We start from the raw sequence: 20,617 nt of genomic DNA, 5'->3' as shown, positions 1-20,617 counted from the left end.
CTATGACGCGGCGGAGGAAGTATAGGGGCGGGGCGCGGCGTGTTGGGCGCGCAATCTGAAATGCAGTGCTGCGCGAAACGCAACAAGCCGCGCGCGATCGCGATCCGGCCGAGTCGGCTGAGTCAACTGCCTCAGCTGATTCAACTGACCCGGCCGGGTTTTTTAATTGAGCATGCCGTGTACTTCGAGCGATGCTTCCAATTGCTGGGTCAAGGCGTGATGGAGCCTCGCGAGGCTTTCAGTGGGAAGCGCGAAGCCGGCCCAGCCGAGGCCGGAATGCCGCAGGAACAGCACGGCGCCGTCATGCAGCGGATGTTTTTCAGTGTGCCAGCACGGATCGATCTCGATCACATACTGATGAGTGCGCAGCGGCTCTTTCGGCACTTCCGGACGCATCGTGGCGCGCAGCGCGCTGAGGTGCTCGATCACGGCGTCCAGATCGGCCACTTCGAGCAGTACCGCACGGTCGTCGATGGCAATGCGAACCGCGTTCTGTCCATATTCGTTGACTCTCTCGATGCTCATGGGGCGCGACATGTCTCTACTCCTTCCTGCTCTCACGGTAGGTAAATTATGATGCCGCCCCGCAGGGGGAATTCTTAAAGAGCACGATCCAGGCATGAAACTTTGTTTAAGGAGGCGGCTGGCACGATTTCCGCCGCGATGCTTAATCATCTGATGTTTTTGCCGGTTAACAAGCAAAGGAAGCGGGTATTTATCAGACGAAAACGAAGCCGATGTTTCATTATCGAAACATTTTTAGACGCCTGAAATCCAGGTTTCGAAATGCTTAATCCGGATTGTTTCATTAAATGTGCGGTTCGTCACATTGCTATCGCCGATAAATTCCGGATTTGCGAATAAAAGCCGGATTGAATGTTCATTATTTGCGATGCGTTGAGTTCATGTTTGAAACATTTCTTGACGCGATCACGGTGAATAGTCATTGCAAATCCCACCATCCGAAATAAATGTTCCAACCCGGTTGGAAAGCTTCAGAGCAAGTCTGTGTAAGCTTTTGCGGCATCATGGCTGGTGCAGATCCGGTATGATCCATTGCTATGGCGGATCGTATGCCGGCACTCATATGAAACGCGAAATAATGGTTTTCGTCATACGTTGTCTTTCTCGGTGTAGATTTGTTTTTCAAATTTACTAAGTCAGGGCATTCCGCTAACATCACGCATAATCCGTTAAGCGGCGTTGCCGGCGGTTTTCACCCGCCGTTATTTAAATTCGTCTGTACCGGCCGGCCAACGGGCAGCGGGGTCCACAACGTACGACAGTTTGAGGAAAGATCATGCCGCACATGCATCTGGATACTGCGAGGATTACCTGGTTACATACGCCTACGCTGAACGTACGTAGCGCAGCGCGGCGAATCGGCGTGTTGCTGTTCGACGGCTTCTGGCTGCTCGGACCCGGCACGGTGGTCGAGATGTTTCAGACCGCCAACGAACTTTCGGGCTCGCGGGCCGGCGAAGATCCGCCCTATGAAGTGCAGTTTCTGTCGATGGACGGTGGCAGCGTTGCGAGCTCCTCGTCGGCGCGAATCTGGACTGACCGCATCGACACCCGTTACGGCAGCGGTTTTGACGTGCTGTTCATCGCAGGCGGCTACGGTGCACACGAGGCCGCACTGGACGAGCGGCTGCTGGGCTGGCTGCGGTCGGTGCAAACGCGTACGCGTGCGATCGAGACGATCGGCGAGGGCCGTCTCGTGCTGGAAGCCGCGGGTCCGGCGGAGCACGACGGCTTGCAGGTGAACCGCTATCTGGGCAGCGCCACCGTCGACGCCGCGCGCAGTGCCGCCAACGATCGCAATGATTGCGCGCGCAGCGCGCTGATGTTCATCAAGCGCGACCTCGGCGCGGAACTCGCGCGCAGCGTTGCCGATCGGGTCATGCCGGGCATGGGCGCCAGTTGGATGCCGCTGCCGGCTGAAGGCGGCACGCTCAGCGTCGCCGAGAAAATCCGTGCCGCCGCGCGCTGGATGGAGGCGAATTGCGATCGTCCCGTGTCGGTTGCGGACGCCGCGCAAGTGGCGGCGATGAGCGAGCGCAATTTCCTGCGGCGTTTCAAGCATGAAATGCAGGTCACGCCTTCTGACTATCTGCTGCAGGTACGCCTGCGGATTGCCTGCAACTTCCTGACCGAAACCGAACTGCCGGTCGACAAGATCGCGCGCCGCAGCGGCACCGGCAACGGTGATCGCCTCGCAAAGATATTCCGCAAGCGCATGGCACTGTCGCCGACCGAATATCGCGCGCGCAGCCGGGTGGCGAGCGAGGTTTGAGTTTCGGCAGGCGCCTTGTAAGCAGCGCGCCGCATGGCCGGTGGGTGCATGCAGCGCGCGGTGTGTGTAGCAACCTGCGCAGCCGCGTGTGCATCGGTGGCCGCGTTTTCTCGGGGCAGGCTTCTAACGAGCACAGTGGCCATGATGGGCAACAAGGTAATGGCGACGGCGCTGCCGGAGGTTAAACTCATCGAGCCCGAGGTATTCTGCGACGAATTCGGCTTCTGCTTTGAGAGCTTCAGCGCGGACGAGTTTATCGACGACGTCGCGCAAGGCTTCAACTTCGTGCAAGACCGGCATTTGCGCGCGGTGCGTGGTGTGCTGCGTGGCCTGCACTACCAGGTGCAGCGTCCGCAGGGCCGCCTTGTGCGGGTGGTGGTGGGTGAGGTGTTCGACGTCGCTGTGGACTTGCGGCTCAATTCGCCGAATTTCGGCAAGTGGAGCGGTGCTCGCCTGAGCGCGGAGAACTATCGGCAGGTGTGGGTGCCGCCAGGTTTTGCGCACGGATTCGTCGTGCTGTCCGAGGTAGCCGAATGCCTGTGGAAAACTACGGAATACTGGTTCCCCGAACTCGAGCGCTGCATCTTGTGGAACGATCCTGATATCGGCATCGAGTGGCCCATTGAAGTCGAGCCGATCCTCGGCGCCAAGGACGCAGCGGGCCGACGTCTCTACGAAGCGGAAAATTTCGCCTGAGCGCTGCGCAAACCGCGGTCCAGCACCGTTAGCGTGTTGCCACCACGGCGCCCACACTCGCGGCGACCACCAGCAGCGTACCGGCTATCTGCACACTTTCCATTGGTTGATGGAGCACCACGAATCCGGCCAGTGCGCCGATTGCGGGTTCGACACTCATCAGGATTCCAAACGATGAGGCCGGCATATGCCGCAATGCCACCATTTCCAGCGCGTAGGGTAATAGGGGAACCAGCAACGCGAGGCCCGCGGTGGCGGCGATTTGCCCTGCGGCGATGTGTATGCCGCTTTGCGCGAAGCCGAATGGCGTGGCGACCAGCGCTGCTGCGAGCAGCGAAACCGACAAGCCTTCGAGGCCGGCGAACAGGGCACCGGTCTTTTTCATCAGCACGATATAGCTGCCCCAGCCGATTGCGGCGCCGAACGCGAGCAGCACGCCGAGCGGTTCGCCGATCCAACCGGCTCGATCGCGCGAGAGCAGCAGCACGCCGGCAATCGCCAATATGGGCCACAGTAATGCGCGCACGCGACGCACCGCGAGCGTGGCGACGGTGAGGGGTCCGAGAAAATCGATCGCGACGGCGAGGCCCAGCGGAATCCGCTGAAGCGCCGCAAAAAAACATAGCGTCATGCCGGCCATCGCCGCCCCCAGCGCACCCGCCGCGAACCAGTGCGCGCGCGAGTAGGTGAAGAGCCGCGGGCGAACCAGCAACGCAAGCACGACCGCGGCCCAGCACAGACGCAACCAGGTGGTGCTGAGCGAGCCGTAGGTTGCCATTGTCGGCGCGGAGAGCGCGGCACCGAACTGTACGCTCGACATCGACAACACGCACAGGAGCGCGGCGCCCGCCGCGGCGCCGGCAGGCTTCGCCGGCATGGATGTGGAATTCAGCGCCGGTTTGATGGTGGTGTCCTGCATCGTGGCCTCGTTGACGCTCTGCGGATTTATTGGACGCTATCTTATCGGTCCAAGCGGTATTAAGATAAGTTGATATTTCTTATGACCACTTCAAAAAAAATGATGACCCGAGATCTCGACAGCAGTCTCCTGCGGGCGTTCGTTACCGTGGCGGAGACCGGCGCCGTGGGCGTGGCGGCGGCGCGCCTTGCGCGTACCCAGGCGGCGGTGAGCATGCAATTGCGCCGGCTCGAAGAAGAACTGGGGCAGCGTCTGCTCGACCGCTCGCCGCGTGGCGTGCAACTCACCGAAGCGGGGCACCTGCTGCTGCCGTTCGCGCATACGATTCTTGGCGCGGGCGCCGATGCACGGCGGGCTTTGAGCGCGGGGCAGGTGTCCGGGACGGTGCGGCTGGGTATGCTGGAAGACATCGCGGTCGGCCGGCTGCCGCGTGCCCTGCGGCGCTTCTCGATCGCCTATCCGCAGGTGGCGCTGGAGATCGTGGTCGATACCAGTTCGGCGTTGTCGAACCGGCTGGCTGACGGTGGCCTCGACGTGGTTGTTGGGGATCCTGCGCTGGTCGAATCGGTGCCGCCGCTATTGACGTGGACACAGCCGCTCTTCTGGGTTGGCGCACGCGGCTTTAGCCGTGACAGCGACGCGCCATTGCCCGTGGTTGCGTTCGGCGGCACATGTCTTTGGCAGCAACTGGTGTTGGCGGCGTTGCGGCGCGCGGGCATTGCGTGGCGCATTGTGTGCACCAGCACCAGCTTGCCGGCGGTGCAGTCGGCAGTAGAGGCAGGGCTCGGTGTGTCGGTGCTGCTCGAGGGCAATATCCGCTCGGAGTCGATGCGTGTGCTCGGCCAGGCAGACGGATTACCCGATGCGCCCACCGCCGATTTCGGGCTTTTCATGCGCCCCGTCTCCGGCGCCCAGGCGGCCGCCGTGCAGACATTGCAGACCTTCCTTTGCGAAGAATTGCATCTTGGCTTGCGGGAAAACGAGCCGTGCGTGGTATCGGCGGCGTAGTGCCTGGGACGAGATGCCGGCTTGCAGGCATGCGCGCCGCGCGTCCCATGTGAGTTTTTACGACATTTTGTCTTGAGACGCCTACACGCCAAACCTACACTTCGTGCATCTTGATAGCGTGAGGTGTTCAACGTGAAGCAACGTGCAACGACGCAGCAATCTGTCCGCATCGACTACGTGTATCACGGCGTGGGCCGTGTCGAACTGCGCCGCTTCGATCCGTCGCGCGATTCATACGTCGCGTTGACCGCGCTGTTGCATCGGGCTTTCACCCGGCTCGGCGCGATGGGTTTGAATTGCACATGTGTGGATCAAACGGTGGAGACGACACGTTCACGCGCGACGCGCGGCGATTGTTACGTGGCGGTTTGCGAGGGGCGCATGGTCGGCACGATGACGCTGTATGCGCCGGATCATGAGTCGCCGTGCGATCTATACCGCCGCGATGATATTGCCAGCTTGCGCCAGTTCGGCGTGGAGCCTGTGTGGCAGGCGCGGGGCATCGGCACCCTGTTGATCGCATTCGCCGATCACTGGGCCGCGACGCGTGGCTATGCGGAACTCGCGCTCGATACGCCGCAACCGGCCGCGCATCTGATTGCGTTTTACCGGGGGCAGGGGTTTCGCATCGTCGATTTCGTGCACTTCGACGGCAAGCAGTACGACAGCGCGATTTTGAGCAAGCCGCCGGTGGCGACGCGCACGCTTGCGAACTGGTCGCATCGGTTGACTGTGCCGGCGCGGATTGCGCGCGCGGCGTGAGGGGATGGTGTCGCGGTAAAAACCCCCGGAGCGGGCAGCAACTATTGCAATGCCGTGAGGCAAGTATTGCAACACGCTGCGAATCCACGCGCCGGGGCGGGTGTTTCTTCGCTTGCCTGGCTGACCTGATGGTCAGCGTCGCATCACGCCCATCAGCAGGGTGACGAGGAAGATCACCACGAAGATGAAGAACAGGATCTTGGCGATTTCCGTCGCGCCTGCGGCGATGCCGCCGAAGCCGAATACCGCGGCGATGATCGCGATGATGAAGAAGATTACAGCGTATCGAAGCATGGGGCCTCCCACCGATGGATTGCTGGATTGAAGTTAAAAACGGCCGCTCGTTGTGGGCACAGCGTGCTTTGACGGGTTTTCGCCGGCGAGCGATATACAGCAATAGGCGTGCCCAGGGAGAGGAGAGCAGGGGGTGCCCCTAATCGGCCAGTCGATTCCGTGCTGTTACCATCGCGGATCATCGATTCCCGGCCACCCTTGCCATGCAACACAATCCGCTCAGCGAGATCTCCCTGATCCGCAAGCTGAAGCTCAATCAGCTGATGATCTTCGAACGCGTGCTGGAGACGCGTTCCGTCGTGCGCGCGGCCAACGAGATGCGCTTGACGCAACCGGCTGTCACCAAGGTGATCCACGAACTCGAATCCTGTTTCGACGGCGCGCTGTTCGCGCGCTCGAATCGTGGCGTCGTGCCGACTGAGCTGGGTTTGCTGCTTGGCCGGCGGGTCAAGTCGCTGATGGCGGAGTTGCGCTATATGACCGACGAGCTCAACGATTTCCGGCTAGGTACGAGTGGGCACGTGATCGTCGGTACGCTGATCTCGGCATCGGCGCGGCTGTTGCCTGCGGCGATTGGCATGTTGAAGGCGCGCACGCCGAATGTTCTGGTGACGGTGCGCGAGGGCACGACGGCCCATCTGTTTCCGGCGCTGGCGACGGGGGACCTCGACATTGTGGTTGGGCGTTTGCCTGAGCGTGAGTTGCCGATTGCGAGTGCTTTTCCGTTGACGCACGAGGCGTTGTTCGACGAGTCGTTGTGCGTGGTGGTGGGCAAGGGGTATGGGCCTGAGCCGGCTGGTGTGACGCATTTATCCGATCTGGTCGGTTCGCCGTGGATTCTGCCGACTCCGGATTCGCCGGCACGCCTGGCTGCGGAGCATCTGTTCCGGGCGGCGGGGTTGCCGTTGCCCACGGACATTGTCGAGTCGTTGTCGTTGTTGACCAATATTGGCTTGCTGCTCGATACGCCGAGGATTGCGTTGATGCCGCGGGTCGCGGCGCAGCAGTTTGAAGATGCGGGGTTGTTGCGGATTCTGGATTTGCCTGAGAGCGGCGCGTTTGGGACTGTGGGGTTTTCGGTGCGGTCGAACAAGGAGTTGAGTGCGGCTTGTCAGGCTTTTGTTGAGTGTTTACGGGGGGTGGCTGCGCGGGCTGAGGGGGGGTAAAGGGTTTGGGTTTTGCCTGCCCGGCTGGGGGCCTTCGCGGCGCTTTTTGGCTGTTTGTTTATGGCGTTGGCCTTTCCTTGTTGTGTTAGTGGTCTATTAGCGTTGCCCCTGTGCGGGGCGGCACCTACTTCTCTTTGCCGCCGCAAAGAGAAGTAGGCAAGAGAAAGCGGCTCAAACGGGGGTGTCAGAATTTCCGTGTTTAAGGCGTTTGGAGAATTACACGGGTGATCTGATGAAGCGATCCTGATAGAGGATAGCGAATTGGTTCATGGCCGTCTTCCAGTCGTGAGCGGCATGTCCCCAGTTCGCCGTGATATTTCGCAAGGCCAGCCAGATGAGCTTGGTGGCGGCCTCGGCACTCGGGAAGTGGCCGCGGGTCTTGATGATCTTGCGCAACTGGGCATTGATGCTCTCAATGGCATTTGTGGTGTAAATAATCTTGCGTATCGCGGGGGGAAACGCAAAGAACGGGATCACGCGGTCCCAGGCACTGCGCCAGGCCATGCCAATCATCGGGAGTTTCTGGCCCCATGGCCCATCGGCAAACGCGTCGAGTTCAGCTTCGGCCGCTTCCGCGCTGGGTGCCGTGTAGATCGGACGGATCGCTGCGGCCAGTGCCCGACGATCTTTCCAGCTCGAATAATCCAGGCTATTACGGATCAGATGGACGATGCAGGTCTGCAGCGTGGTGGCCGGGAACACGGCGGCCAGTGCTTCGGGCATGCCCTTGAGACCATCCGTGACGGCGATCAGGATGTCGTTGACGCCGCGCGTCTTCAGATCATTGAAGACCTTCATCCAGAACTTGGCGCCTTCGGTGCCTTCGATCCAGAGTCCGAGAATGTCGCGTGTGCCGTCCGGCAGCACGCCCAGTGCCAGATAGACCGCCTTGTTGCGTACCACGGCGTCTTCGCGGATCTTGACGCGCAAGGCATCGAAGAACACGACCGGATACATGGGCTCGAGCGGCCGGGTTTGCCAGGCGCTCACTTCGGCCATCACCTCGTCGGTCACCGAGCTGATGAAATCAGGCGAGACCTCGGTGCCGTACTGCTCTTGCAGGAAACCCTGAATCTCCCGGACCGTCATGCCACGCGCGTACATGGCCACGATCCTGTCGTCGAAGCCGGTGAAGCGGCGTTCATGCTTGGGGATCAATATCGGCTCGAAGCTGCCATCACGGTCGCGGGGCACCTCGATGCGGATTGGACCGTCTTCGGTCAGAACCGTCTTGGCACCACGGCCATTGCGCTGGTTCGTGGCGTGGGCCGGCCTGGCGGCGCCCGACGGATAGCCGAGATGGTGGTTCATCTCGCCACCCAGCGCACGCTCGATCAGGGCCTTCTTGAGCGCCATCGTGGCGGCATTGATGGCTTCGGCCGTCATCGGGCCGTTGCCGAACTGTTCAAGCAGCTCGGCAGGAATTGCCGGCAGGTCTACCGGCTTGGCTTTCGGTTTGCGAGGCATAGTCACTCCTTGGCGACATGTTATGCCTCAAACACGAAATTACTGACAGGCCCGCTCAAACCGCTAGCTCATAAGCGGGTCCCCCGCACAGCCACGGTAGTGGTGCATCTGGAATCTGTGTTCTCGCACATTCCGCCTCAGTGACAAGGGCGTCATACCTCCGGCGGCGCTGCGCGCGCCGATACCCAGTTCATAAAACCAGTCGCCTATCTTTTGCTCCCGCTGCGCTGCGCGCCCCCTGGTTTCCCTGGCAGACCCGTCCGCGACGCACGTAGTGCGGAGTGGGAGCTGATGAATCCTTTGTCAACGGCGCGGAGTGTGCGAGGCGACAGATTCCAGATGCACCACTACCGTGGCTGCGCGGGGGACCCGCTTAAGAATTAGCGGTGTGAGCCGCTTTCTTTTGCCTAGGCGGTTTCAAAATACAAGTGCAACAGCCTCAGTTAGGATGCGTTGCATGGGAAAAATATACGAACATCTGAGCGTCGAAGAGCGCGGCGTGATCTTTGCGATGAAGATGGAGAATCGCAAATCAAGCGAGATTGCGCTCGCTTTGCAGCGCTCGCGCAGCACGATCAGTCGGGAGTTGATGCGCAATAACTGGAAGCCGAAGCACGAACGCGGCGCACTGGGCAGGCCGCCGGTTGCGGGTGGATACAATGCAACATCGGCCGGGCGCAGGGCTGCACAGCTTCGTCATAAGCCGCGTCGCGAACGCAAGCTACAGCCTGAAGGAGCCCTGTGGGCTGAAGTGCGTCAGCATCTGGACGAGTGTCACTCGCCCGAACAGATTTCTGCCGAACTCAAACGTACCCATCCAGACGAACCTGCCTTGAATGCCTCACACGAAACCATCTACAACGCCATCTACGCCATGCCGCGTGGAGAACTCAAGCGCGAGTTGGTGGGTCTGTTAAGACAGGGGCGTAGCACGCGCAAGCCGCGCACGCGAGGCGAAGACCGACGGGGCAAACTGGTCGATATGGCTAGCATCCATATCCGGCCTCCGGAGGCCAATGAGCGGCGGATTGCCGGACATTGGGAGGGGGATCTGATCAAGGGTGCGGGCAACCGTTCGGCAGTGGGCACACTGATCGATCGCAGCACGCTGTTCGTGATGCTGGTGAAGATGGAGGACAGCACCGCCGAAGCCGCGCTCAAGGCGTACAGTGCGGCGTTTGCGCCGCTCGATCCGGATTTGCTGAAGACCCTGACTTACGATCAGGGCAAGGAAATGGCGCTACACAAGAAGCTGGCCGAAACAACCGGTATCAAGGTGTATTTCTGTGATCCGCATAGTCCCTGGCAACGCGGTATCTGCGAGAACACCAATGGGTTGCTGCGCCAGTTCCTGCCGAAGGGCGTGGACCTGTCAAAGTTCACGCAGCGCGAACTCGATGCCATCGCGCTGAACCTGAATCGGCGACCTCGCAAAACACTCGGCTGGCGCCGGCCCGGCGAGGTCTTCATTGATAACTGCGCCAGACAGGGAATTGTTATCGACCCGGCTGTTGCACTTGGTATTTGAAACCGCCCTACTTTTCTTTGCGGCAGGCAAAGAAAAGTAGGTGCCCCCCGCACAGGGGGAACGCTAATAGACCACTAACACAGCAAGGAAAGGCCAACGCCATAAACAAACAGCCAAAAAGCGCCGCGAAGGCCCCCAGCCGGGCAGGCAAAAACCCACCCTTTATGTCTGGTATTCCCCTTTAGCATACCCACCACCCAATCTTTGATTACCGCCCCCGCGAGGCCCCCTTTAGACTCCTGCAAACACCTCAATCGAGCAGGAGACGTCGTGACCCTCACCCCGGCCGCCGCGCAGCGCGCTCAACCATTACTTCGCCATTACATCAACGGCGAATTCGTCGCCACAGCCAACACCTTCCCTAACATCAGCCCGGTCGACGGCCGCGAACTCGCGCAAGTCTGCGAAGCCGACGCCGCAACCGTCGATGCCGCCGTCCGCGCCGCAGCCAGCGCCCAACGCGCCGGCTGGCGCAACACCAAACCGGCGGAACGCGCCGACTGGCTGCATAAAATCGCCGACGGCATCGAAGCCCGTTTCGACGATTTCGTCGCTGCAGAAGTCGCCGACACCGGCCGCCCGCTCGAACAAGCCCGCAAGCTGGATATCGCCCGCGGCATCGCGAACTTCCGCACCTTCGCGGACCTCATCCGCACCGCGAACAGCGAATTCTTCGAAACCCATGCCGCCGACGGCAGCGAACTGATCAACTACGTCACGCGCAAACCGCTCGGTGTGGTCGGCATCATCTCGCCCTGGAATCTGCCGCTGCTGCTGTTCACCTGGAAAGTCGCACCGGCCCTCGCCATGGGCAATTGCGTCGTCGCCAAGCCCTCGGAGGAAACCCCCAGCTCCGCCACGCTGCTCGCCGAAGTCATGCACGACATCGGCTTGCCGCCCGGCGTGTTCAACCTCATCCACGGTCACGGACCGAATGCGGCCGGCGAATTCCTCACGCGTCATCCGGATATCAGTGCGATCACCTTCACCGGTGAATCGCGTACCGGCAGCACGATCATGAAGACCGTGGCCGACGGCGTGAAAGAAATCTCGTTCGAACTGGGCGGCAAGAACGCCGCCGTCGTGTTCGCCGACGCGGACTTCGATGCGGCCGTCGCCGGTGTGCTGAAGTCGAGCTTCACCAATGCCGGTCAGGTCTGCCTGTGCAGCGAGCGCGTGTACGTCGAGCGGCCGATCTTCGAGCGCTTCGTTGCCGCCCTGAAGGAAAAAACCGAGACGCTTCAAGTCGGCGCGCCCGACGATCCCACTACCACGATGGGCCCACTGATCTCGCGTGGCCATCGTGAGAAAGTACTGTCGTACTTCCGTCTCGCAGTCGAAGAGGGCGCAACGGTCGTAACCGGCGGCAACGTTCCGCAATTCGGCGACGCGCGCGATCAGGGCGCCTTCGTGATGCCGACTATCTGGACCGGTCTGTCCGACGATGCGCGTTGCGTCAAAGAAGAAATCTTCGGACCTGTGTGCCACATCGCACCGTTCGATAGCGAAGACGAAGTGATCGGACGCGTGAACGACAGCGCCTACGGCCTCGCCGCCAGCATCTGGACGACGCAGCTCTCACGCGGTCATCGTGTGGCGCGGCAGATCGAAACCGGCATCGTCTGGGTCAACGCGTGGTTCGTGCGCGATTTGCGCACGCCGTTTGGCGGTACCAAGCTCTCGGGCATCGGCCGTGAAGGCGGACGTCATTCGCTCGACTTCTATTCGGAACTGACCAACGTTTGCGTGAGGATCGCATGAGCGAGATCGACCTGAACGCCGCGCAGCGGATCGCAAACACACTCTGGCAGGCGCAGCAGAACGGCACACCGGTCGCGCCGGTGCGCGCGGCCATCGCGGAACTCGGTGGCGATGCGCTCGAAGCCGCTTACGCGGTGCAGCGTTTGAATACCGAACGTAAGCTGGCGAGCGGCCGGCGCCTCGTAGGGCGCAAGATCGGTCTTACGTCGAAAGCGGTGCAGGCGCAACTCGGTGTCGATCAACCGGACTTCGGCATGCTTTTCGACGATATGTCGATCGCCGATGGTGAAGAAATCGCGATGTCGCGCACGCAGCAACCCAAAGTGGAAACCGAGATCGCGCTGATACTCGCGCACGATCTGCCGCATGAACGGCATACGATCGCCGACCTGATTCGTGCAACCGCGTATGCGTTGCCCGCCATCGAGATCGTTGGCAGCCGGATTGCCAACTGGGATATCCGTTTGACGGATACCGTCGCCGACAACGCGTCGAGTGGTCTGTTCGTGCTCGGCAATCGCCCCGTCAAGCTTGATGCTTTCGACGCAATCAACTGCGGCATGGTCATGGAGCGGCGCGGCGATCAGGTGAGCATCGGCGTGGGTGCGGCGTGCCTCGGCAATCCGCTTTACGCGGCCGTGTGGCTCGCCAACACGATGACCCGGGTCGGCGCGCCGTTGAAGGCGGGCGACATCGTGCTAACGGGTGCGCTTGGACCGATGGTCGGCGTCAGCGCCGGCGACGTCTTCACCGCCCACATCGAAGGACTCGGCTCCGTGAGCGCGAGTTTTGCCCATCACGCGGAATCCGCATCGTGAACGGAAACGCCATGCAAGAGAAACTGGACAAACAAGCCGTCGCCATCATTGGCTCCGGCAATATCGGCACCGATCTGATGATCAAGGTGTTGCGCAACGCGAAGCACCTTGAAATGGGCGCAATGGTCGGCATCGATCCCGCTTCGGACGGTCTGGCGCGTGCCGAACGCCTCGGCGTGCCAACCACGGCGAAGGGGATCGAAGGTCTGGTCGGCATGCCGAACTTTGGCGACATTCGCATCGCGTTCGATGCGACCTCGGCAGGCGCGCATCATCGCCATGCGGCGGTGTTGCGTGAACACGGCGTGACCGTGATCGATCTGACGCCGGCCGCTATCGGTCCGTTCGTGGTGCCGGTGGTGAATCTGTTCGCGCATCTCGACGCGCCGAATCTGAACATGGTCACCTGCGGCGGCCAGGCGACGATTCCCATCGTTCACGCGGTATCGCGCGTGGCGCCGGTTCGGTACGCGGAAATCGTCGCGTCGATTGCGAGCCGTTCGGCTGGTCCGGGAACGCGCGCCAATATCGACGAATTCACCGAGACCACCTCGAAGGCGATCGAAACCGTCGGCGGCGCGGCACGCGGCAAGGCGATCATCGTGCTCAATCCGGCCGAGCCGCCGCTGATGATGCGCGACACCGTCTACTGCCTGACCGAAGAAGGCGCCGACACCGATGAAATCGAAAGTTCGATTCACGCGATGGTCGCGGCGGTGGCGAGCTACGTGCCCGGGTATCGTCTGAAGCAGGCGGTGCAGTTCGACCGCTATAGCGCGGAAAACCCGCTTGCCCTGCACGCGAACGAACGCCGCGCGGGGTTGAAGGTGAGCGTGTTCCTCGAAGTGGAGGGCGCCGCGCATTATCTGCCTTCCTATGCGGGGAATCTGGACATCATGACCTCGGCGGCGCTCGCCGCGGCCGAGCAGATCGCGGCCAGCCGCGTGGCGGCATGAGAGCAACACGCAAGGGAAACACACAATGACCGATAGCAACAAGAAAATCTATGTGTCGGACGTGACGCTGCGCGACGGCATGCACGCGATTCGCCATCAGTACTCGTTGGACGACGCCGTAGCGATCGCGCGAGCGCTTGATGAAGCCGGCGTCGACAGCATTGAAGTCGCGCACGGCGACGGTCTCTCAGGTTCGAGCTTTAACTATGGTTTCGGCGCGCACACCGATCTCGAATGGATCGCCGCGGTCGCGGGCACGGTCAAGCGCGCGCAAGTGGCGACGCTGCTGTTGCCCGGTATCGGCACCGTCCACGATCTGCGGGCGGCGTACGACGCCGGCGCGCGCATCGTGCGGATCGCCACGCACTGCACCGAGGCGGATATCTCGAAGCAGCACATCGAATACGCCCGCTCGCTCGGCATGGACACAGTGGGCTTCCTGATGATGTCGCATATGACTACGCCCGACGCCTTGGCGAAGCAGGCGAAGCTGATGGAAAGCTACGGCGCGCAATGCGTCTATGTGGTCGATTCGGGCGGCGCGCTGAATATGCGCGACGTCGCCGAGCGTTTCGACGCCTTCAAGGCGGTGCTCGATCCGGCCACGCAAACGGGCATGCACGCGCATCACAATCTGTCGCTAGGCGTGGCGAATTCCGTGGTCGCGCTCGAACACGGTTGCGACCGCATCGATGCATCGCTGACGGGCATGGGAGCGGGTGCGGGTAACGCGCCGCTCGAAGTGTTCATCGCCGCGGTAGACCGGATGAAACTCAATCACGGTTGCGACGTGAAGAAACTGATCGACGCCGCGGAAGACATGGTGCGTCCGTTGCAGGAGAGGCCGGTGCGCGTGGATCGCGAAACGCTGGCGCTCGGCTATGCCGGCGTGTATTCGAGCTTTCTGCGCCACACTGAAGCGGCTGCGGCGAAATACGGCTTATCGGCCTTCGACATCATGGTCGAGCTCGGCAAGCGCCGCATGGTCGGCGGGCAGGAAGACATGATCGTCGATGTCGCGCTGGATATGCTGAAGGCGCGCGAACTCGCGAAGGAGGCCGCATGATCGACCTCGATGCGCTCGCGCAACGTATCGATGACGCCGCACGCCACGCGGAACCGATCGCGCAACTCACCGTGTCCAAACCGTTCTCGCTGGACGACGCGTACGGGATTCAGCGCGCCTCGATCGAGCGGCGTATTCATCGCGGTGAAAGGATGGTCGGCGTGAAGCTGGGCTTTACGAGCCGCGCGAAGATGATCCAGATGGGCGTGGATAGCCTGATCTGGGGCTGGCTCACCGATGCAATGCTCGAAGAAGACGGCGGCCGTGTTGCACTCGATCGTTTCATTCATCCGCGTGTCGAGCCGGAAGTCTGCTTTCTGACGAGCCGCGAGATCGACCGCCCATTGACGATGCTTGAAGCGTCGCGCTATCTGGACGCGGTGGCTCCGGCGATGGAGATCATCGATTCGCGTTACCGCGATTTCAAGTTCACGCTCGAGGATGTGGTCGCCGATAACTGTTCGTCAGCGGGACTGGTGATCGGCCCGTGGAGCAAAGGTTTCGACAGTTTGCGCAATGCGGGCGTCACGATGCGAATCGACGGGCGCATCGTGCAGGCCGGTTCGACCGCGGCGATTCTCGGCGATCCGTTGCGCTCGATCGTGCAGGCCTCGCGCCTGATCGCGCAAAGCGGCCTGGTATTGCCCGCTGGCTCGCTGATCATGGCGGGTGCCGCTACCGCCGCTCATCCGCTGCCCGTTGACGCGCACGTGCATTGCGTCGTCAACGGCCTCGGCAGCACCGAATTCACAACCCATCGACTCTCATGACCAACGAACCGACCATTCAGGGGCGCGTAGTGCCCGGCAAAGCCAAACCGCGTGGCCGTTTTCCTCACGTGACGAGGGCGGGCGACTTCCTGTTCGTCTCCGGCACGAGCTCGCGCCGTCCGGACAATACGATCGCGGGTGCCTGCGCCGATGAGCTCGGCACGGTGCAACTCGACATTCGTGAGCAGACGCGCGTGGTGATCGAGAACATTCGCGATATTCTTCAGAGTGAAGGCGCGGACCTGTCGAACCTCGTCGAGATCTCGTCGTTCCTCGTCAACATGAACGACTTTGGCGGCTATAACGCCGTGTACGGCGAGTACTTCGACGAAACCGGTCCGACGCGCACGACGGTTGCCGTGCATCAATTGCCCCATCCGCACCTGCTGATCGAGATGAAGGCAATTGCGTACGCACCGAAAAAGTAATCACGCGTAGAAAACTAACGACAGAGACAGCCATGCTTACGTACGGCAAACCGTTCAATTTCCAGCGCTGGATCGACGATCACGCGCATCTGCTGAAGCCGCCTGTGGGCAATCAGCAGGTATGGCAGGACAGCGATTTCATCGTCACGGTGGTAGGCGGCCCGAATCACCGCACCGATTACCACGACGATCCGCTCGAGGAATTCTTCTATCAGTTGCGCGGCAACGCGTACCTGTATCTATGGATCGACGGCAAGCGCGAGCGCGTCGACCTGAAAGAAGGGGACGTGTTTCTACTGCCGCCGCATGTGCGTCATTCGCCGCAACGGCCGGAAGCGGGCAGCGTTTGCCTCGTAATCGAGCGGCAACGCCCGCAAGGCGTGGTGGACGGTTTCGAATGGTACTGCGACAACTGCGGCCATCTCGTTCACCGCGTGGAGGTACAACTGAAAAGCATTGTCAATGACTTGCCACCGCTTTTCAACGCGTTCTATGCGTCGGAAGAGAAACGCCGCTGTGCGCATTGCGGTCATGTCCACCCCGGCCGCGCCGTCTAAACAAACAGAATCACGATGACACTTCGAATCGACATGCATTCCCACTTTTTCCCGCCGATCACGCGGGAAGAGGCCGCACGCCTCGACGTGGAGCACGCGCCCTGGCTGAAGATCGACGCGGACGGCGAACGCGGCATGATCATGACCGGCGAGAAGAGCTTTCGCCCGGTGTATCGCGCGCTGTGGGACCCGGCCACGCGGATTGCCGAAATGGACGCGCTCGGCGTCGATATCCAGTTGATGTGCGCGACGCCTGTGATGTTCGGCTATTGCTACGATGCGGCCGCCGCGCACGATTGGGCCGCGCGGATGAACGACCATGCGCTCGAACTTTGCGCGCATGCGCCTGATCGGCTGATGGCGCTGGCACAGGTGCCGTTGCAAGACATTGAGCTGGCGTGCCGCGAGGCCACGCGCGCTCATCGCGCAGGGCATCGCGGCGTGCAGATCGGCAATCACCTCGGCCCGCGCGATCTCGACGACGAACACCTCGTGACGTTCCTCACGCACTGCGCGAACGACGGCATTCCGGTGCTCGTGCATCCGTGGGACATGATGACCGACGGCCGCATGAAGAAATGGATGCTGCCATGGCTGGTCGCGATGCCGGCCGAAACGCAATTGAGCATGGTGTCGCTGATTTTGTCGGGCGCATTCGAGCGGATTCCGAAATCGCTGAAGTTGTGTTTCGCGCACGGCGGCGGCAGCTTTGCCTTTTTGCTCGGCCGGGTGCAGAACGCGTGGGAGCAGCGCGACATTGTGCGCGAGGATTGCCCCAATCCGCCAGTGTCGTATCTCGATCGCTTCTACGTGGATAGCGCGGTATTCGATCAGGGCGCATTGCGTCTGCTAGTCGACACGATGGGCGAAGACCATGTGCTACTCGGCTCCGACTATCCGTTCCCGCTCGGTGAGCAGAAGATCGGCGACCTGGTCGCGAATCATCCCCAACTGAGCGACACGGCGAAGACCAAGATCCTTGGCACCAACGCTCAACGATTTTTTGATTTGCCTATGACGGTTGCACACACCGCCTAAGCAGCAGATACCACAGACTTTGCAATAGCAAGAAGAACACATAGGAAATTAGCCAGATGATCACCCGGGAACACTGCGCCGCGCTCGACGCCGCCGATACCTTGGCCCACTGCCGTGCGCGCTTCGATCTGCCCGCCGACACGATTTACCTCGACGGGAATTCGCTGGGCGCGATGCCCGCCAATGTGCCCGCGCGTATCGAACGGGCTTTGAAACAGGAATGGGCACACGGTTTGATTCGTTCGTGGAACGACGCTGACTGGTATCCGGCGCCACAGCGCACCGGCAACAAGATTGCCCGCTTGATCGGCGCTGAACAGGACGAAGTGATCGTTGCCGATTCGACCTCGGTGAATCTGTTCAAGGTACTGGTCGCCGCCACGCGCATGCGTCCGGGCCGCAACGTGATCCTTGCCGAGCGAACCAATTTCCCCACTGACGTGTATATCGCTTCGAGCGTCGCCGAGATGACAGGTTGCGAATTGCGCTGCGTTGATCCGGATGACATCGTCGCGGCGATCGACGATACCGTGGCGATCGTGTCGCTCACGCACGTCAACTACAAAACCGGCAAGCGCTATGACATGGAAGCGGTGACGCGTCTCGCGCACGAAGCTGGTGCGCTGATCGTATGGGACCTTTGTCACTCGGCGGGTGCGATGCCGGTGAATCTGAACCGCTGCGACGCCGATTTCGCGGTGGGCTGCGGCTACAAGTATCTGAACGGCGGTCCGGGCGCACCGGCATTCGTGTTCGTCGCGTCGCGTCACATCGAAGCAGTGCGTCAGCCGCTGACGGGTTGGCACGGCCATTCGAAACCGTTCGAGTTTACCCACGACTACGCGCCGCATCCCGGCATCGACCGGATGTTGACCGGCACCGCGCCGCAACTCGGCGTCATCGCGCTGGAGAGCGCACTGGAAGCATTCGACGATGTCGATCTCGACGTGCTGCGCGATAAGAGCGTGGCGCTCGGCAATCTGTTTATCGAACTGACCGATCAGGAGTTGCAGGGTCTCGGTTGCACACTCGCTTCGCCGCGCGATGCCGGGCAACGCGGCAGCCAGGTCTCGCTGGGTCATGCGCAAGGCTACGCGATCATGCAGGCGCTGATTGCACGCAACGTGATCGGCGACTTCCGCGCACCGGACATTCTGCGTTTCGGTTTTGCGCCCCTGTATGTGCGTTACGTGGATATCTGGGACACCATCGCGCAGCTCAAGGACATCATCGCAACGGATGCATGGAACACCGAGGAATTCAAAGCGCGCAAATCGGTGACGTGAGTGATGGCAAGAATACGGTTACTGAAAACGACTCAATGAACAGACAAGCGCCGCGATTCGAGCGTACCAGGTAATACGACCGCGGCACCGGCGGTTGCGTCCATGTACGCGACCGCATCCCAGGAGGAGACAGAAAAATGACGCAAGAGCAGCGAGGCTTCGACACGATTGTCGAACGTGAGAAGGGGTTGCACCGTGGGTTATCGACGGGGCAGTTGTCGATGATTGCGATTGGCGGCGCGATCGGCACCGGCCTGTTTCTCGGCAGCGGATTCGCGATCGGCTTCGCCGGCCCGAGCGTACTGGTGAGTTACGCGATTGGCGCGCTGATCGCATTGTTGTTGATGGGGTGTCTTGCCGAGATGACGGTGGCGCATCCGACCTCGGGATCGTTCGGCGCCTACGCCGAGCACTACATTGCGCCGTGGGCGGGATTTCTGGTGCGCTATGCGTACTGGTCGTCGATTGTGTTCGCGGTCGGCACCGAGGTGACGGCGATTGCGGTGTATATGAAATACTGGTTTCCGGCGGTGCCGGGCTGGTACTGGATTGTGGGGTTCTCCGCGGCGCTGATCGGCATTAACTCAGTGAGCGTGAAAGTATTTGGCGCGGTCGAGTATGTGTTTTCGATGTTGAAGATTGTGGCGATTGTCGGCTTCATCCTGCTGGGTGCGTATGTCGTGTTTGGCGCGCCGGCAAATTCGGGGATCGGGTTTGGCAATTACACATCGCACGGCGGCTTCTTTCCGAAGGGCGTGTGGGGTATGTGGGTGGCGGTGATCGTGTCGATTTTCAGCTACCTGAGCATCGAGATGATCGCGGTGGCGGCGGGCGAGGCCCGCGATCCGCAGAAAGCCATCACACGGGCATTTCGCGCGACGATGTTCCGGCTGGTGTTTTTCTATTTGCTGACTTTGGCGCTGATGCTGGCGATCGTGCCATGGAATGCGGCGGGTACGGATGAGAGCCCGTTTGTGCGAGTGATGGCGGCGACGCATGTGCCTGGCGCGGCGGGTGTGATTAATTTTGTGATTCTGGTGGCGGCGTTGTCGGCGATGAATAGCCAGCTCTATATCACGACGCGGATGATGTTCAGTTTGTCACGGGCGGGGTATGCGCCGAGGCGTCTGGGAGCTTTGAATAGCAAGGGCGTGCCGGTTGCAGCGCTTTGGCTGTCGACGATCGGGATTGCGTTGGCTACTGTGTTGAATGTGATTTATCCGGATGCTTCCTTTGTGTTGATGATGTCGGTGTCGATGTTTGGGGCTATGTTTACGTGGTTGATGATTTTTGTTACGCATTTCTTTTTTCGCCATCGGCATAAGGGTGCGCCGTTGGCGTTCAGGATGTGGGGGTATCCGGTTACTTCTCTGCTTGGCGCCGGGCTGATGGTGAGTGCGTTGGTGACTACGTGGTTTACTCGCGAGTTTCGGATGACGCTTGTGATTGGGGTGCCGTTTGTTGTTGCGTTGCTGGTGGTTTATTTTGTCTGGTATCGGGGGAGAGCCGCTGGGGCGGCTCGTGTTGAGATCGTGTAGGGGTTTGGTTTTGCCTGCCCGGCAGGGGGGCTTTGTGGCGCTTTTTGGCTGTTTGTTTATGGTGTTGGCCTTTCCTTGTTTTGTTAGTGGTCTATTAGCGTTCCCCCTGTGCGGGGGGGGCACCTACTTTTCTTTGCCTGCCGCAAAGAAAAGTAGGCAAAAGAAAGCGGCTCACACCGCTAGCTCATAAGTGGGTCCCCTGGCTTGGAGGGGGTAGTGGTGCATCTGGAATCTGTGTCCTCGCACATTCGGCCCTGGTGACA

Annotated in this window: 20 protein-coding genes; 16 read left to right on the top strand and 4 right to left on the bottom strand. The window is 60.9% G+C overall.

The genetic code is table 11. From position 1 onward, the window contains the following. Positions 1 to 162: 162 nt before the first annotated feature. Positions 163 to 537, bottom strand: coding sequence for a hypothetical protein (locus GH665_RS14190; protein WP_102857337.1), 375 nt, complete (start codon positions 535 to 537; stop codon positions 163 to 165). A 763-nt stretch (positions 538 to 1,300) separates the two neighbouring features. Here GH665_RS14190 and GH665_RS14185 point away from each other — a divergent pair. After that, positions 1,301 to 2,296: a GlxA family transcriptional regulator gene (locus tag GH665_RS14185; protein ID WP_153136390.1), complete on the top strand. Its 996-nt coding sequence runs from the start codon at positions 1,301 to 1,303 to the stop codon at positions 2,294 to 2,296. A 144-nt stretch (positions 2,297 to 2,440) separates the two neighbouring features. Continuing rightward, entirely contained in the window at positions 2,441 to 2,992 is a 552-nt protein-coding gene (gene rfbC / locus GH665_RS14180) for a dTDP-4-dehydrorhamnose 3,5-epimerase (protein ID WP_025496572.1), read from the top strand. A gap of 28 nt (positions 2,993 to 3,020) precedes the next feature. Here the strand turns inward: rfbC and GH665_RS14175 are convergent, their stop codons facing one another. Further along, positions 3,021 to 3,911, bottom strand: a complete 891-nt coding sequence (locus GH665_RS14175) for an EamA family transporter (protein WP_153136389.1) — start codon at positions 3,909 to 3,911, stop codon at positions 3,021 to 3,023. A 102-nt stretch (positions 3,912 to 4,013) separates the two neighbouring features. Between GH665_RS14175 and GH665_RS14170 the strand changes: the two genes are divergently transcribed. Beyond that, complete coding sequence (locus GH665_RS14170) at positions 4,014 to 4,919, top strand: LysR substrate-binding domain-containing protein (protein WP_153138464.1); 906 nt, start codon at positions 4,014 to 4,016, stop codon at positions 4,917 to 4,919. A 132-nt stretch (positions 4,920 to 5,051) separates the two neighbouring features. After that, positions 5,052 to 5,681: a GNAT family N-acetyltransferase gene (locus GH665_RS14165; protein ID WP_153136388.1), complete on the top strand. Its 630-nt coding sequence runs from the start codon at positions 5,052 to 5,054 to the stop codon at positions 5,679 to 5,681. 132 nt (positions 5,682 to 5,813) lie between these two features. Here the strand turns inward: GH665_RS14165 and GH665_RS14160 are convergent, their stop codons facing one another. Next, positions 5,814 to 5,975 (bottom strand): DUF1328 domain-containing protein, encoded by a 162-nt coding sequence (locus tag GH665_RS14160; RefSeq protein WP_042324250.1) that lies wholly within the window; start codon positions 5,973 to 5,975, stop codon positions 5,814 to 5,816. Positions 5,976 to 6,178: 203 nt separating this feature from the next. Here GH665_RS14160 and GH665_RS14155 point away from each other — a divergent pair, with 203 nt between their 5' ends. Further along, positions 6,179 to 7,141, top strand: a complete 963-nt coding sequence (locus GH665_RS14155; protein ID WP_153136387.1) for a LysR substrate-binding domain-containing protein — start codon at positions 6,179 to 6,181, stop codon at positions 7,139 to 7,141. 216 nt (positions 7,142 to 7,357) lie between these two features. Here GH665_RS14155 and GH665_RS14150 read toward each other — a convergent pair whose 3' ends face one another. Further along, complete coding sequence (locus tag GH665_RS14150) at positions 7,358 to 8,608, bottom strand: IS256 family transposase (RefSeq protein ID WP_153134964.1); 1,251 nt, start codon at positions 8,606 to 8,608, stop codon at positions 7,358 to 7,360. A gap of 457 nt (positions 8,609 to 9,065) precedes the next feature. Between GH665_RS14150 and GH665_RS14145 the strand changes: the two genes are divergently transcribed. The 11 genes from GH665_RS14145 to GH665_RS14095 all read left to right on the top strand — a co-directional run bounded on the left by GH665_RS14145 (position 9,066) and on the right by GH665_RS14095 (position 20,354). Continuing rightward, complete coding sequence (locus GH665_RS14145) at positions 9,066 to 10,136, top strand: IS30 family transposase (protein ID WP_153136386.1); 1,071 nt, start codon at positions 9,066 to 9,068, stop codon at positions 10,134 to 10,136. Positions 10,137 to 10,406: 270 nt separating this feature from the next. Beyond that, positions 10,407 to 11,897 (top strand): 2-hydroxymuconic semialdehyde dehydrogenase, encoded by a 1,491-nt coding sequence (locus tag GH665_RS14140; protein ID WP_153136385.1) that lies wholly within the window; start codon positions 10,407 to 10,409, stop codon positions 11,895 to 11,897. Beyond that, positions 11,894 to 12,715 (top strand): 2-keto-4-pentenoate hydratase, encoded by an 822-nt coding sequence (locus GH665_RS14135; RefSeq protein WP_153136384.1) that lies wholly within the window; start codon positions 11,894 to 11,896, stop codon positions 12,713 to 12,715. Before GH665_RS14140 ends, GH665_RS14135 begins: the two co-directional genes overlap by 4 nt. 11 nt (positions 12,716 to 12,726) lie before the next feature. After that, complete coding sequence (locus GH665_RS14130) at positions 12,727 to 13,671, top strand: acetaldehyde dehydrogenase (acetylating) (RefSeq protein WP_153136383.1); 945 nt, start codon at positions 12,727 to 12,729, stop codon at positions 13,669 to 13,671. Between the two features lie 25 nt (positions 13,672 to 13,696). Further along, entirely contained in the window at positions 13,697 to 14,737 is a 1,041-nt protein-coding gene (gene dmpG, locus GH665_RS14125) for a 4-hydroxy-2-oxovalerate aldolase (protein ID WP_153136382.1), read from the top strand. Continuing rightward, the gene (locus tag GH665_RS14120) at positions 14,734 to 15,507 is read left to right on the top strand and encodes a 2-keto-4-pentenoate hydratase (protein WP_153136381.1); all 774 of its coding nucleotides are present in this window, start codon (positions 14,734 to 14,736) and stop codon (positions 15,505 to 15,507) included. The genes dmpG and GH665_RS14120 overlap by 4 nt, the downstream gene beginning before the upstream one ends. Beyond that, complete coding sequence (locus GH665_RS14115; protein ID WP_025496354.1) at positions 15,504 to 15,935, top strand: RidA family protein; 432 nt, start codon at positions 15,504 to 15,506, stop codon at positions 15,933 to 15,935. Before GH665_RS14120 ends, GH665_RS14115 begins: the two co-directional genes overlap by 4 nt. 32 nt (positions 15,936 to 15,967) lie before the next feature. Next, entirely contained in the window at positions 15,968 to 16,492 is a 525-nt protein-coding gene (locus GH665_RS14110; RefSeq protein WP_102857344.1) for a 3-hydroxyanthranilate 3,4-dioxygenase, read from the top strand. Between the two features lie 15 nt (positions 16,493 to 16,507). Then, the gene (locus GH665_RS14105; RefSeq protein ID WP_153136380.1) at positions 16,508 to 17,530 is read left to right on the top strand and encodes an amidohydrolase family protein; all 1,023 of its coding nucleotides are present in this window, start codon (positions 16,508 to 16,510) and stop codon (positions 17,528 to 17,530) included. Positions 17,531 to 17,586: 56 nt separating this feature from the next. Beyond that, the gene (kynU, locus tag GH665_RS14100) at positions 17,587 to 18,816 is read left to right on the top strand and encodes a kynureninase (RefSeq protein ID WP_153136379.1); all 1,230 of its coding nucleotides are present in this window, start codon (positions 17,587 to 17,589) and stop codon (positions 18,814 to 18,816) included. 137 nt (positions 18,817 to 18,953) lie between these two features. Further along, positions 18,954 to 20,354 carry an amino acid permease gene (locus tag GH665_RS14095; RefSeq protein ID WP_153136378.1) on the top strand — a complete coding sequence of 467 codons (1,401 nt, stop codon included), beginning with the start codon at positions 18,954 to 18,956 and terminating at the stop codon, positions 20,352 to 20,354. Positions 20,355 to 20,617: the final 263 nt, after the last annotated feature.

The organism is Paraburkholderia agricolaris (assembly GCF_009455635.1).
Taxonomy (GTDB): Bacteria; Pseudomonadota; Gammaproteobacteria; order Burkholderiales; family Burkholderiaceae; genus Paraburkholderia; species Paraburkholderia agricolaris.
Note: the sequence above shows the minus strand (reverse complement) of the source record. Positions and strands in the feature narration are given on the sequence as shown.

Excerpts from the sequence above, each read along its gene's own strand:
- rfbC (WP_025496572.1), top strand. The coding sequence starts at position 2,441 with ATGGGCAACAAGGTAATGGCGACGGCGCTGCCGGAGGTTAAACTCATC.
- GH665_RS14175 (WP_153136389.1), bottom strand. The coding sequence starts at position 3,911 with ATGCAGGACACCACCATCAAACCGGCGCTGAATTCCACATCCATGCCG.
- GH665_RS14115 (WP_025496354.1), top strand. The coding sequence starts at position 15,504 with ATGACCAACGAACCGACCATTCAGGGGCGCGTAGTGCCCGGCAAAGCC.
- GH665_RS14185 (WP_153136390.1), top strand. The coding sequence starts at position 1,301 with ATGCCGCACATGCATCTGGATACTGCGAGGATTACCTGGTTACATACG.
- GH665_RS14155 (WP_153136387.1), top strand. The coding sequence starts at position 6,179 with ATGCAACACAATCCGCTCAGCGAGATCTCCCTGATCCGCAAGCTGAAG.
- GH665_RS14105 (WP_153136380.1), top strand. The coding sequence starts at position 16,508 with ATGACACTTCGAATCGACATGCATTCCCACTTTTTCCCGCCGATCACG.
- GH665_RS14160 (WP_042324250.1), bottom strand. The coding sequence starts at position 5,975 with ATGCTTCGATACGCTGTAATCTTCTTCATCATCGCGATCATCGCCGCG.
- GH665_RS14130 (WP_153136383.1), top strand. The coding sequence starts at position 12,727 with ATGCAAGAGAAACTGGACAAACAAGCCGTCGCCATCATTGGCTCCGGC.
- GH665_RS14150 (WP_153134964.1), bottom strand. The coding sequence starts at position 8,608 with ATGCCTCGCAAACCGAAAGCCAAGCCGGTAGACCTGCCGGCAATTCCT.
- GH665_RS14135 (WP_153136384.1), top strand. The coding sequence starts at position 11,894 with ATGAGCGAGATCGACCTGAACGCCGCGCAGCGGATCGCAAACACACTC.
- GH665_RS14170 (WP_153138464.1), top strand. The coding sequence starts at position 4,014 with ATGACCCGAGATCTCGACAGCAGTCTCCTGCGGGCGTTCGTTACCGTG.
- dmpG (WP_153136382.1), top strand. The coding sequence starts at position 13,697 with ATGACCGATAGCAACAAGAAAATCTATGTGTCGGACGTGACGCTGCGC.
- GH665_RS14190 (WP_102857337.1), bottom strand. The coding sequence starts at position 537 with ATGTCGCGCCCCATGAGCATCGAGAGAGTCAACGAATATGGACAGAAC.
- GH665_RS14095 (WP_153136378.1), top strand. The coding sequence starts at position 18,954 with ATGACGCAAGAGCAGCGAGGCTTCGACACGATTGTCGAACGTGAGAAG.
- GH665_RS14110 (WP_102857344.1), top strand. The coding sequence starts at position 15,968 with ATGCTTACGTACGGCAAACCGTTCAATTTCCAGCGCTGGATCGACGAT.
- kynU (WP_153136379.1), top strand. The coding sequence starts at position 17,587 with ATGATCACCCGGGAACACTGCGCCGCGCTCGACGCCGCCGATACCTTG.
- GH665_RS14145 (WP_153136386.1), top strand. The coding sequence starts at position 9,066 with ATGGGAAAAATATACGAACATCTGAGCGTCGAAGAGCGCGGCGTGATC.
- GH665_RS14120 (WP_153136381.1), top strand. The coding sequence starts at position 14,734 with ATGATCGACCTCGATGCGCTCGCGCAACGTATCGATGACGCCGCACGC.